Source organism: Psychrobacillus sp. INOP01 (genome assembly GCF_018140925.1).
Lineage (GTDB): Bacteria > Bacillota > Bacilli > Bacillales_A > Planococcaceae > Psychrobacillus.
This window is the reverse complement of the sequence record NZ_CP073315.1, coordinates 2,592,686-2,605,791: the sequence shown is the minus strand read 5'-3', so window position 1 is coordinate 2,605,791 and position 13,106 is coordinate 2,592,686. Positions and strand designations below refer to the sequence as shown.

Annotated in this window: 8 protein-coding genes; 3 read left to right on the top strand and 5 right to left on the bottom strand. The window is 37.0% G+C overall.

All coding sequences use genetic code 11. The features are described from left to right. Window positions 1-4: 4 nt before the first annotated feature. The gene (locus KD050_RS13120; protein WP_211892795.1) at window positions 5-3,826 is read right to left on the bottom strand and encodes a DEAD/DEAH box helicase; all 3,822 of its coding nucleotides are present in this window, start codon (window positions 3,824-3,826) and stop codon (window positions 5-7) included. Window positions 3,827-4,087: 261 nt separating this feature from the next. Between KD050_RS13120 and KD050_RS13115 the strand changes: the two genes are divergently transcribed. Both KD050_RS13115 and KD050_RS13110 read left to right on the top strand, forming a co-directional pair. Continuing rightward, window positions 4,088-4,498 (top strand): DUF485 domain-containing protein, encoded by a 411-nt coding sequence (locus tag KD050_RS13115; RefSeq protein ID WP_211892794.1) that lies wholly within the window; start codon window positions 4,088-4,090, stop codon window positions 4,496-4,498. Continuing rightward, entirely contained in the window at window positions 4,495-6,018 is a 1,524-nt protein-coding gene (locus tag KD050_RS13110; RefSeq protein WP_211892793.1) for a solute symporter family protein, read from the top strand. Before KD050_RS13115 ends, KD050_RS13110 begins: the two co-directional genes overlap by 4 nt. Before the next feature lie 764 nt (window positions 6,019-6,782). Here KD050_RS13110 and KD050_RS13105 read toward each other — a convergent pair. Then, the gene (locus KD050_RS13105; RefSeq protein WP_235753812.1) at window positions 6,783-7,325 is read right to left on the bottom strand and encodes a YhcN/YlaJ family sporulation lipoprotein; all 543 of its coding nucleotides are present in this window, start codon (window positions 7,323-7,325) and stop codon (window positions 6,783-6,785) included. Between the two features lie 139 nt (window positions 7,326-7,464). Between KD050_RS13105 and KD050_RS13100 the strand changes: the two genes are divergently transcribed. Next, window positions 7,465-8,634 carry an amidohydrolase gene (locus tag KD050_RS13100; protein ID WP_211892792.1) on the top strand — a complete coding sequence of 390 codons (1,170 nt, stop codon included), beginning with the start codon at window positions 7,465-7,467 and terminating at the stop codon, window positions 8,632-8,634. Window positions 8,635-8,813: 179 nt separating this feature from the next. Here KD050_RS13100 and KD050_RS13095 read toward each other — a convergent pair whose 3' ends face one another. The 3 genes from KD050_RS13095 to KD050_RS13085 are packed head-to-tail and all read right to left on the bottom strand — an operon-like array spanning window position 8,814 to window position 13,100. Next, window positions 8,814-9,758: a GNAT family N-acetyltransferase gene (locus tag KD050_RS13095; RefSeq protein ID WP_211892791.1), complete on the bottom strand. Its 945-nt coding sequence runs from the start codon at window positions 9,756-9,758 to the stop codon at window positions 8,814-8,816. Between the two features lie 29 nt (window positions 9,759-9,787). Next, window positions 9,788-11,383, bottom strand: a complete 1,596-nt coding sequence (locus KD050_RS13090; protein ID WP_211892790.1) for an FAD-dependent oxidoreductase — start codon at window positions 11,381-11,383, stop codon at window positions 9,788-9,790. 31 nt (window positions 11,384-11,414) lie between these two features. Next, complete coding sequence (locus tag KD050_RS13085) at window positions 11,415-13,100, bottom strand: alpha-glucuronidase family glycosyl hydrolase (RefSeq protein WP_211892789.1); 1,686 nt, start codon at window positions 13,098-13,100, stop codon at window positions 11,415-11,417. Between the last annotated feature and the right edge of the window lie 6 nt (window positions 13,101-13,106).

Genomic DNA, 13,106 nt, shown 5'->3' with positions numbered 1-13,106 from the left:
AATGTTATTTCTTCCTATCTCCCTGTAAGTTAGTCAATCCGTTCTTATCTTTTACAATCTGAAGCAAGCGACCATACATATCTCTGGAGGTTCTTTGTTTCGCTCGTTTTGTGAACATATGAGAGCTTCCGACTAAAACAAGCAGCTCTCTTGCTCGGGATAATGCTACATTTAAGCGGCGGTAATCATTGGCAAATCCAATATCTCCGCTCTTTTCTTGATTGTTTCTTACCATACTCAATAAAATGACATCCATTTCCATCCCTTGAAACTTGTCTACAGTTCCAGTCCGGAATGTCAAATGAGATAAGTTAACCTGCTGTTGGATAAGACGGTCAATTCGTTTGACCTGTTCTCCATAAAAACTAATGACCCCAATACTTTTACGTTCATCCGGGTCCATTCTTCCTTCTTTTTTAGCAGTTGCTGTAGCTTCATTCAAATCTAATAGTATATCACGGATAGCATCTAACTCCGCTTGGTTGAATCGACTTTTCCCATCCTTCATCCGCTCTTCAAAATACGGTTTTTCGTTTGGCATATCTAACCATAGCAGATGGTCTTTTCTTTTCACATAGCGTGATTCAAGTAGGTGGTCACGAACAGTATCTGAATCAGCTAACCCGCATTGTAGTCGATAATTTTCTTCCTCATAAAACGGGGTAATTGTATCCATTATACTTTCATGCATTCTATATTGGATAGCTAGCATTGTTTTGCTTGTCTTAGGTAAATTTTTGAATAGACGTTCGAATAATGATTCCTTCAAAAGCTTTTTTAACTCATCTTTTTCTTCTAGATTTTCACTTTCTTCTAGTATTGCCTGCAATGTTTCATCTAGCGTATCCTCACCCACAAGAGGAGGAAGCTGATGATGGTCACCAACTAAAATAATCTTCTTACCCTTTAACATTGGTAGAAGCAATTCAGGTGGTGTTGCTTTAGAAACCTCATCTATAATAACTACATCGAATACAGGGTAGTTTTCTATAAATTCTTTACGAGCTGATGCAACGCATGTTGTTCCAATTACATTGGCATGGCGCACATATAGCTTACGAATTTCATCTAGATCGTGGTCATTTGCCTCTTTTAATAATGAGTACCATTCATTTTGAACTGTTTGTGTGATCGGAAGATGGGCCTTCTCTAATTGAAGTCTTACCATTTCGTCTTTAGTTCCTTTTATCGCTTCCACTGTTTTTTCGATTGCATGTTCAGGATTTTGAAGCAGAATTTCATCTAAAGCTTTTAGTATGCGCTCCTGCTCTAAACCATCTACATTCACTTGTTTAGTTTTTAGTTCATTGTCTTGAAGAATTTCTTCTATCTCCCCTACTTCCTCGGTGAGCTTTTGAAAATGATTCTTTTTCATTTCCAGTTGTTGCATGTAGCTTGTAACGGTATCTACCGTTTTTTTCAATTTTAAAATAGAGTCTTCCATTTCAATCTTTTTGTCTTTTAACTCGAATGAGGTTGGTAGTGAATCGTCTGTATCAATTTCTGTTTGTAGCTGTTTCACTGTATTCTGCAAAAGCTCTAGCTGGTTCTTTTGACCGACTGCCTTATTGGCTAATTCACTTTTGAGTTGTTGAAGAGCTATTGATTCCCTGCTACTATCACTTACCACTTGTGTTTTAATCGTTTGAAATTTTTTAATAGAACTATTTTTCGCCAACTCAACGGCCGATTTCTGCTTCATAACGAATTTCTCTCTCACATAGAGACCTTCTAGTAAAATCGCTAATTTCTCCGTCGTCAGATCGTCATCTCCAGAAGTCATCATATTCTTCAAACGATTCATAAACTGATGAATTTCTTTTATCGTATAGGAAGAATCAAAAAGAATACCACTTCTTCCTATATTGTTTCGGACATTTTCCACAGGAAATTTGTATTTTCGGAGTAGCTTTTCTACGTAATCTATTGCCGCTAACAAGCGAGCGTTTAAATCCTGCCAATCGACGAAGGTTTTAATATGATCTATTAGTTCATCTAACTCAGTCATTTGGTGTTGAAGAGAAATGGAAAGTTCCATATTATATTCAGCCATTTTACTTTTCAACTGGTCAATTTTTCGAATAGAATCTATTTCTTTCTGGAACAACTGGATATGGTTTAGCTTCAATTGTGTACTTTGATACTTTTCTCTAGATTCTTCCATAGATGTTTCTATTTTACGTAGCGAATCTATTGCTTCTCTGTACGAAAGGAGATCTTGTACTTCTTTCGTCATTCCTAGTAGTTGATTTACTTTTTCTAACAACTCATCTTTCGAAGGATTCGATTCGATAAATTGTTCCATATTGTTAATTTCGTTTGCTAAAGTTTTTAACTTACCTCGTTGTTCTAGAACATTATTTTCTAACTGTTCATGGTCTTTTTTTAATGAAACTAATGCTTTTTTTAGCATCTTTATTTCTTCTATTCTTACATCATGCTCTACTTTTGCTTCCGCTTTTCGTGCAATGGCTTCTTTTAATAATATTTGTTCCTTATTAAGCCCCTCAATTTGACGCTCACATCCAGCTATTTGTTCAATAAGCTGACCTTCTTTTAAAGTTTGCTCGTCTATTTCTTTATGTAAAGCAGTTAAAGTTTGTTCTTTCCAGTACTGCCCTACATTTTCTTCAATAAACTTCTTGCCCTCTTCTTCAATACTTTCTGTCCTACCGAATCGTAAAATACGAATTTCTTTGTTTGAAAGTAATCTACTAAGGGCATTGTCTACTGCTAAATTAGACTGAGAAGCTACAAGTGTACGTAAGCCTGCCTTGGCATTTTGCTGACATATTTCAGAAATTACCGTCGTTTTCCCAGTTCCAGGTGGACCTTGAATGACATACAAATCCTCTGCAGACATCGCACCAATAACCGCTTCTTGTTGGAATTCGTTTAGCTGGTTATGGAATTCTAATTCTCGTCGCTTTGCATTCACACGAATAGTTGGTCGATCTTCAAATAAGATTTTTTCAAGATTTGGATTGGCAGCAAATCCATTTTGTAAGTCTTCAAATCCCTTTCGAAGACGTCTAATTTGGCTAAGGGATGCGAAATTACTAAAAACTGCCTCTTTCGATTTGGGATTCCATTGATTTTTCCTTGCTAGTTCTCGAAACTTTGGTTTAATCTCTATTTCAATTGTTTGTTTTGCTCGATCTACTTTCAAAATATCTCCTACGTCATTTTGAAATCCCTTTAACGTCACACTAAGACCTCTTAGGTTTTTCCACTCGTTGGCGTTCATCGTGCAGCCATGCAATGTCATACGAGTAAAATCTGCATTGAAAACAAGTTTTGAATATGGACTTGTTATATCTGCAATATCTGCATTCCGCTCTTGAATCTTCAAGTAACCTTCCCAGCTAGAAATTCGTTTCTTCACATACTCTGAACGTTCTTCTGCAACAGGAAGATCTTGAATTTTTGTGTGCAAAGCAAGTGGCATTCCTGCTCCATTATTTTTAGCAGTAACAAAAGTCAAATCGACGGGAAGACGGCGGTTATTACGCACAGGAACCTTAGTGCCTCTGACATGAAGACCCGTGGCAAGTAAGCCGTCCTTTTGCAGGATACACTCCATCACCACTACTCGATTATCTACTTTTTCTGCTAGCTTATTGTTTGTTACATTATCAAAATATAAGGAAAGTGACGTATTTCCATGGTTATTTACTGGGCGTTTTTCAATATGTACCTCAAAAGAACTCTGTATGTTAAAAAAGGCATGTTCATCAGTTGACCACTCCTGAATTCCTTTGCGTGCCTTATTTGTAATCATTAAGTTGCAGCGCATCGTTTTAACCAAGGTTGCTGATTGGCTCATGAACAAACCTCCTTTTTAATCTAAGTATTTACACGTTTTGTTCAACTTATCTATGTTATCATTTTTAACTACAAAATTGCAGAACCTATCTTATGTAAATTATAACAAGCGCTACTTAAAGATCATTTCAAGTATTTATTTAGGTATATTTATGTATTTTCTGTGAATTTTTATTGTCATCTCTTTTAATGTTGATTATGATAGAATTACAGTTTTTGGCTGAAAATTCTAAATACTGAATATATTTTAGGAGGAACGTGAATGGCTAATAATATCGAAAGCTCAATTAAAACCGCAAGTTCCCTAGAAAAAAAGAAACAATATTCGGCAAAAAGTTCTAATCTCAATTCCTCTCCAACTGTTGGTGTCACAAACTTTACTGCAATAGCAGAAAGTGCAGAATTTAAAGCATTAAAAAGGAAAAAGAACAAATTTATTTTACCTATCACAATATTTTTCTTACTGAGTTATATTTTGCTTCCTATTTTGACTTCCTATTCGACTATTTTAAATAATAATGCTTTTGGAGATATCGCCTGGGTTTGGGTTTATGCCCTTGCACTTTTTGTGATGACCTGGGTATTATGCATGATTTATGTACGTAGAGCTAATGATTTTGATAAAGAAGCTGAGAAGATTTTTGAAAAAGAAAAGGCTGGTGATTATAAATGAATGCAATCGGTTTAGCGTTTTTCGTAGGGATAGTGGCGTTGACTCTATTCGTTACATATATTGCCTCCAAAAGAACAAACTCAGCGAGTGAGTTTTATACAGCAGGTGGAGGATTGACTGGTTGGCAAAATGGGATAGCGATTGCAGGAGATTACTTATCTGCAGCTTCTTTCTTAGGTATTGCAGGAGCAATCGCACTTTTTGGTTTTGATGGTTTCTTTTACAGTATTGGTTATCTAGTAGCTTATTTGGTTGTATTATATATTGTAGCTGAACCACTACGAAATCTTGGAAAATATACCCTCGCTGATATGATTACTGCCCGATTTGATCAAAAGAAAATTCGTGCAGCTGCCGCTATTAGTACATTAACAATTGTTTTATTTTATATGATTGCACAGCTTGTAGGTGCAGGCGCACTTATTCAATTATTATTAGGAATCGATTACTGGATCGCGGTACTTCTAGTGGGTGTTATGATGACTATATATGTACTATGGGGTGGAATGGCTGCCACTAGCTGGGTTCAAATTATAAAGGCTGCTTTATTGATGATCGGGACCGTACTTATTTCGATCTTAGTATTGTACAAATTCAATTTTAATATTCTAGGAATGTTTACAGAAATGAAATCAGTAACCGCTAATGGTGAAGCATACTTACATCCTGGTGTGAAATATACAAATGGGTTAGATACGGTGTCTATGATGATCGCTTTAGTACTTGGAACTGCTGGTTTACCACATATATTAATGCGTTTCTTTACTGTTAAGGATGCAAAAACTGCTCGTAGCTCAGTTGTTTATGCTACTTGGATTGTAGGTATTTTCTATGTATTAACTATTTTCTTAGGATTTGGTGCTGCTGCATTTGTAGGTTCTGACGCTATTATTGCTGCTAATCCTGCAGGAAATATGGCGGCTCCATTACTAGCACAGGCTTTAGGTGGCGACATTCTAATGTCATTTGTCTCAGCAGTTGCATTCGCTACAATCTTGGCAGTTGTAGCAGGTCTTGTTTTATCAGGGGCATCCGCTTTTGCACATGACTTATATGGACAAATTATCAAAAAAGGGAAAGCAACAGAAAAGCAACAAATGAACGCTGCTCGTCTTGCTTCTGTTGGAGTGTCTGTTTTCTCCATTTTGTTAGCACTGGGTGCACAAACAATGAACGTGGCCTTCTTAGTTTCCCTTGCATTTTGTATCGCAGCAAGCGCAAACCTTCCAGTAATTATTTACACGATTTACTGGAAAAACTTTAATACAACTGGTGCCTTGTCTGCTATCATCACTGGTCTTGTTACTGCACTTGTGCTCGTTGCCCTAAGTCCTAATCTTTGGGCTGCTGACGGCTCAATGGCCTTTACCGGGGAAGCTCTCTTCCCACTTACTAACCCTGCTCTAGTCTCAGTTCCACTCGGGTTTTTAGGTGGATGGATCGGGACACTGCTCGGAGCTCGTGCAGACCAACGAAAATATGCGGAAGTCGATGTGAAAGCAAACATTGGATTGAAGTAATTTATTATAATTCCGTAAGAAAAACTGTGCAAAAAGATGCCCGGTAAGAAGAGTCACCTTAGAAAGACCGTTGATTTCCGCTACAGCGGACACTTTTCGCTTAGCATGGCTTCAGTCTCCTCTGGCCAACAAGATGTTGGTCACAAAGACGTTGCCACACGATGTGGCGCTCTTAGCTTTTGCTCTTTGAAAACGTTACTGTGGGGCCTTCAGCTCACGCTATTCCCACAGATGGCAACAAATTACAGGTCGGTATAGTCCCACATTAATTTAGAATAATCCAATCGTCTTAGCGATAGGCTGTGCTCAATCTTCTTGTTGAGTACTATTCATTTAATTGATTGTAGTAGAAGGTGGCGACTCCAGCAGGATGAGTGAGACAGATGAGACATCACAACGAACGCGTGAGCGGCGGTGATGGCTCATCGCTCACCCTTCGGAACGCGTCACCTGAAACGGAAATCAGGAGTAGTATCCATTCTTTAAAGTACCATGAACCCAGTGTTCACGGGATATTTTTATATACCTTCTTATCTTTGAACAAAAGCATACGCGCCTATGTCTGGCCCGACAGTCAAAAGTTGATTGGCCAGGTATGTAAAATGCGCATCATGCGATAGTAAAGCAGACATGAACCGCATCGTGCCGACGCAGAGTATGGACCGAAAATCACTTGTAGAAAGTTATCCACATGCTGCTGATTTTATAATTATCTAATGCGTAAAGAAACCGATTCCTTCTGGGAATCGGTTTCTTCATTATAATCATTTAGCTTGGTCTGGAAATACTCTTTCTACTGTATCTGTAAATTCATCGAAGAATCCTTCAACTGGCTCATCAGCTCGAATTCTGTCACCGTAATCTTTAAACTGCTTGGTAAAATCGGGGTTTGCGGATACATACACATTATTAAAGTCCGCATTTTCAGCTTTTGCTGCATCTGAAATTTTAGTTTTTAATTCATCCGTCTCTTCTGAACCTTCTTTAAGCTCTACCGCCACATATGCATTATTGTCCGTAACTAGCACACTTGCTGATTCTACTTCTTCTAACTCTGTAATTTTATCTGCTACCTCATCCGCTAGCTCTACTTCTTTTCCTTCTGTATCGTTTGCTACTCCATTACCTGTTGTTCCATCATTTGTAACGTCATCATTTCCATTCATGCCTTCATCTACCGTATCCGTGTTTTCTGTTGCTTTATCAGTGTCGGTCTCTGTTGCCTTATCGTCATTATTATTCGTTCCGCAAGCGGTCAATAAGCCGATGAGAAGCATCATAAATACTAATTTAAGTAGTTTATTCACTTTATTTTTCCTCCTTATGATTTGCTATACAGTTATCTTGGTCTATTTAAAGTGAAATATGCGTAAGTTCAAAAAAATGAATTCAATCTTTGATATAATTTAGTTAATTCAAAATATAAAATAAAAGGAGATTATCAAAATGAGTATGGATATTATAAAGCAGCTTGAGGCATCATACGATGAAATGGTCAGTATTCGACGGTATTTACATATGCATCCGGAAGTATCATTTCAAGAAACTGAAACTGCAAAATATATACAAAGATTCTATACAGATTTGGAAATACCTTTCCAAGCAAATGTAGGTGGCAATGGAGTAGTTGCTAGAGTAAAAGGCACTTTTCCAGGTAAAACCGTTGCTTTAAGAGCTGACTTTGATGCTCTCCCAATCCAAGATGAAAAAAATGTTCCATATAAATCTACTGTTCCAGGTGTTATGCATGCATGCGGTCACGATGGGCACACTGCCTCACTACTCATACTCGCTCGTACGATAAATGAATTTAAAGACCAATTGGCAGGTGAATATGTATTTATCCATCAGCATGCAGAAGAATATGCTCCAGGTGGTGCTAAACCAATGATTGAGGCTGGTTGTTTAGATGGAGTTGATGTAATTTTCGGTACACATTTATGGTCTCAAACTCCTCTAGGTACTATTGAATATAAAAGTGGTCCCATTATGGCGGCAGCAGATCGTTTTTCTATCACTGTCCAGGGTAAAGGTGGACACGGGGCGAATCCGCATGACACAAAGGATTCAATCGTAGTAGCCTCTCAATTAGTTGTAAACTTGCAGCAACTAGTAGCAAGACGTGTGAACCCGACTGAATCTGCAGTACTTTCTGTGGGTTCTTTCGTAGCAGACAACGCATTTAATATTATTGCGGACACTGTGAAAATGACCGGTACCGTCCGCACATTTAAACCAGATGTTAGAGATTTAATGGAAAATGAATTAAAACGTGTGATAGAAGGAACATGCTATACAGCGGATTGTTCTTATTCTTTCCTATATGAAAGAGGCTATCCTCCAGTAATTAATCACATAGTGGAAACAGAGTATATAGCAGACATTGCTAGGACTATTCCAGGAGTTAAAGAAGTGAATCAATCTGAATTATTGATGATTGGAGAGGATTTTGGCTATTATTTAGAAGAAATCCCCGGTACATTTTTCTTTACCGGCGCTATGCCTGAAGGGGATGTATTCCCTCACCATAGCCCAATGTTCGATTTCGATGAACGAGCAATGTTAATAGCTGCGAAAACGTTGGGAATGGCAGCGATTAATTATCAAGTAAAATAGCAATAGTAAGATAAAACCCCAGAATCTCTATGATTCTGGGGTTTTATCTTACTATAATCTTCAGCATTTTTCGCAGGTAATTATAGGTGTGACATACTTTTCTTATTTACTTTAGAGAAAGTAATAACTGATACTTTGACAATACCCACGTCAACCTCAGCATTTTCCAAGTATTACTCTTAGTCTTTTAGATAAATTCCATACTTTTTCCATGGTACAAAATCTAGTTTTCTATAAAATTCCATCAGATTAGTCCAGTCAATAATGATAGTTTCTATTTCTCTTTCCTGCAAATAAGCCACGGCAGCCTCCACAACTTCAAGTCCGAACCCTTGCTTTCGCTCATTTGAATCAATACCTAATGGTCCAATTCCACCAACCCTTTGTTCAAATAGAGGACTCCAATACACATTTTGTGCAATGAATGGAGATAACGGGTCATTCATCCTACAAAAGCCAATAATGCTCCCATTCTTTTTTGCTACAACAAACTCTCTACCTACGCCACCCATTTCAAAGTATTTGATTGCCTCATACTCCCATCTACCGGGAAAGCATCTAGTTAAAAAAGATAAAAACTCTTCCTTTTCCTCTATTTGCAGTACAGAAAAGGATGCCGAGCTTTCATTTGGGAATGGATATTTTTTTACCAGATGATTAATCAAATCAAATGCATCTAGCTTTTTGTAATATCCAAATTTCTCAACCCATTTTTGTACATCGGGATAAACCTCAGGAACTCCAGGAAAATAGTGGAAAGGGTCTCCAGCAAGTTGTATTACTTCCGCTCCACTTTCTTTTAAAGCAGTCTCCGCCTGTTCCAATAACAAGGTTCCTATACCTTTTCCTCGATAAGCACTGTCTACTAAGAGAACTTGAATCCACCCTCTTTTCGAATCCATTTCAACCTTCTTTTTTTCTTGCCATTTTTTAGATACTACAAATCCTATTACTTTGCTATTATCGTCAACAGCTATAAAAGATCCTTTCTCTAATACGTTAACATCCTCAAAGCTATTTTGAACAAATAGCTCCTTGCGCATCGGGAAATGGGTGCTCAATTCCTTGTTCCAAAGCGCTACCAATTCATCGATAAGATCTCTATTCCATGGTATTAGATTCATAACAGCCCTCCTTTTCATAAAGTATTCAATTACTTACCCCCAAAAGTCTCTTCCATTCGTTTGATAGGGTCATCCCTCATCTCCTCACTCCAATTGAGTACCTGCTGATGGTTTAGTAATTCTTGTTTTAATACTTCATAATTTACATCTTGAACAGAAGTTTCATGCTTAATAGCAAGTGCTGCGGCAATAGCTGCAGACTGCCCTAGTATCATAAATACCGGTTCCATGCGAATAGAACCGTATGCTATATGTGAGCTGGACAAACAAACTGGTACTAGTAGATTCGTACATTCATGTGCTTTTGGACGAATGGATCGATACGAAATTTCATAAGGTGCAATCGGTACTTGTACATCTCCTTCATTTACACATCTGCCTTCAATAACTACGCGACGACAATTATGGGAATCCATATGAAATGAAGCCAAGCCTATAGAATCGTTTATCATTTCTTGTTTTAAACAATTATGATCTGTCATAACATAATCTGAAATCATTCTTCTTGCCTCTCGAACATATAGCTGATGCGGCCAATGTCCTGTACATTCAAACTCATCCTTTGGCAATCCCCATTCAGAGACTTCATCTCTTATTGCTTTCGGCACTTCAGGGTCTTTAGATAAAAAATAAAGCATTCCGAGGTCGTAATTCAGATGGTCTTGAAATATTTTTTCTCGTTTTCTGTAGTCACCCTCTGGCCAATCATAATTCATTCCAATATTATCAGTTGAAAATGCTCCATGATTATTCAAATCAGACTTTCCATTCGGAAGTATAGTATGGAGTTGCATAGCGTCCCAAACCCCTGCTTTGATATACCGAAGAAGTAATTGATAGCGGTTTGGATCATAGACGGGTGGTTTAGGAAACGGAATACGATTATTTGCTTCATTTGTTAAACAGACACGAAAGTTGTAAGCCTGAATTCTATGATCACCTTGTCCTTGATAGCCTAGTAAACCTTGTTGGCTATCTGTGATGCCTGGCAATAGTCCTGATTCTGGATTACCTTCCATGATATACGGGTCTATCCATTTTTCAAACTTATGATGCGGAGCACCGAATTGTACTCCATTATAGATTTCTTTATAGATAGCATTTGATTCTCGTCCTACGAAATAAGATACTCCTGCATGCGCCAGTAAATCGCCTTCGTACGTACAGTCTAGAAATATTTCGCCCCTGTAGGATGAACCATCCTCCATAACTATTTCTGATATTTTATTATCAATTTTCTTCACTTCTACTAGATGCTGTCTAAAATAGACAGGAATTTCATACTTGGCTATCCACTGATTGAATACTTGAAGAGCTGCTTTTGGTTCAAACTTCCACTGCTTATCTTTACCGTAATACTGAGCAATTGCACTATAAAACTCTCTTGAGAGTCCGCCGATTGCATCCTCTGCACCAAGATCAGTTGCACCCAATCCACTTGCCGTCATCCCACCGATATTGTTGCTGAATTCCACAATAACTACTGTTAGTCCCATTCTTTTAGCTTGAATGGCCGCTGTTATACCCGCTGGCGTCCCTCCGTATATAACTAAATCTTTTTTCATAACAGGTGGACTTTCTTTTTTCCTTGTTGGTACGTAATAATGTAAATTACTAAAATCCATTATTAAACCTCCATTTGCTACCTATGCTTCGCTAGTCTTTGCTTTCCCACTCTTTAGAATAAATTTTGTTTATCAACCGAAGATAATAAATATAAAATAGAGTCATTTCTCTCGGGGTAAAAGTAGAATAATTATCCTTTGTTTGAATGGCTACTAATGGTTCTATCTCTGACAGTTCAATAGTAGATAAATAAGAATCCGTTGCTTTTAATTCAGTTGAAATTTGCAAAGATGACGCTAATAGATCCAACTTTTCAGGATCTACAACTCTTGCTGGAAATAGAGGAACATTCCATTTTGAATATGGAGAAATTAATTTTTCTAAATCTAAAAGCATTTTTTGGAAAATATCTTTTTCTTCTTTAAACACAGAGAAGTATTCTTCCAACACCTCTTCATATTTTTCACCCCATGCTAAACGGGAGTAAATATAATTATTTAAATGATGAATCCATTTCCAAGGATAATTAGCACTAACTTCATGATTTATTTGTTTTCGATGCAATGGGACGATTAAATTTAATACGCCTTGTATATGCAATTGACTGTAATCATGTAAATCACTTGCTATTCTAGTAAGAAGCGGTGGAAATAGTTCACTTAACATGAAATGGTCACTGTAATATTCTAAGACTGTTAGACAACGACCATTCCTACTTGTTTGCGTATTCCAATCCTCTAAAGTTCGTAATGCTCTTTCCTGGCTAGGTTCATTCGAGTAAATAGGCTTGGAATAATCTCTTCCCCAGTAAGCATATAAAACATCTACTTCAGTTGATATTTCTGTTTGCTTTCTTTCGAGCATATCCCACGAAAGTCCAGCATTATAAACTATATACTCTACTTCCACAGCTAAATTAGAGGCGCTTAAAGAAGATTTTAGCTTTTCTGTAAATCGAATATAATTAATCAAAAATCCATCGGCATTTTTTTCTTTTATCCCTACATCTTCTGGCCAAAGTGAGATTCTCGTAATTACTTCATTCTCTTGACAAATAGTTATAATTTTATCGATTAATTCATCTTGAAGTGCTATATTTTCTCCAAAAAACTGGAGGTTTTCATAGTTTTCTAAACTATTTTTCTTATTTTCTTTTTGAATAAGGGCCAATAGATACCTTAGACTGTGACCACCTAAAGTTACTTGAACACTACGTTTTTTTAACCCGGAGGTTATATATGATTTAATCTCATCCCACAAGAAAAATGTGAAAAAAAACTCATTTTGACCATTTTTTACTCCCCAATCAATCAGGGAATTTATGTATCCAGGTTCATTTATCGTCTCGAAAATATTTCCACGTCTTACAAACATCGGCTCATGAATAAATAAATCTAAGTTTTCACCTTGTTTATGCTCTATTATTTCCTCCCTATCCAGGTGTGTCCATTGATAGCCGAAATACTTTCTACAATACATATATACACCATATAAGATAGATCTTGGTTCATTTCCAATAATCCATAAATCCTTACCCGAAGAGACTAATGCAAAACCATCCAAATTAATATTTACTATTTTTTCTTTCGAAACCATTGCTCGGTATTGAATAGTGGTTATTAATAGAACCCTAAAATCATTTTCATTTGCTTCTGCAAGACCACTTTTATTTTCATAAACAGAACTTTTATAGCCGGCCTTTTCTATTAATCTTCTTAACTCTTCCACAGCAAATAGAATAGTCTCGTGACTATGAAAGTAAATAATTTTATGCACAATTAT

Coding starts and splice junctions, on each gene's coding strand:
- KD050_RS13110 (WP_211892793.1), top strand. CDS start 4,495: ATGAATGCAATCGGTTTAGCGTTTTTCGTAGGGATAGTGGCGTTGACT.
- KD050_RS13120 (WP_211892795.1), bottom strand. CDS start 3,826: ATGAGCCAATCAGCAACCTTGGTTAAAACGATGCGCTGCAACTTAATG.
- KD050_RS13100 (WP_211892792.1), top strand. CDS start 7,465: ATGAGTATGGATATTATAAAGCAGCTTGAGGCATCATACGATGAAATG.
- KD050_RS13090 (WP_211892790.1), bottom strand. CDS start 11,383: ATGGATTTTAGTAATTTACATTATTACGTACCAACAAGGAAAAAAGAA.
- KD050_RS13095 (WP_211892791.1), bottom strand. CDS start 9,758: ATGAATCTAATACCATGGAATAGAGATCTTATCGATGAATTGGTAGCG.
- KD050_RS13115 (WP_211892794.1), top strand. CDS start 4,088: ATGGCTAATAATATCGAAAGCTCAATTAAAACCGCAAGTTCCCTAGAA.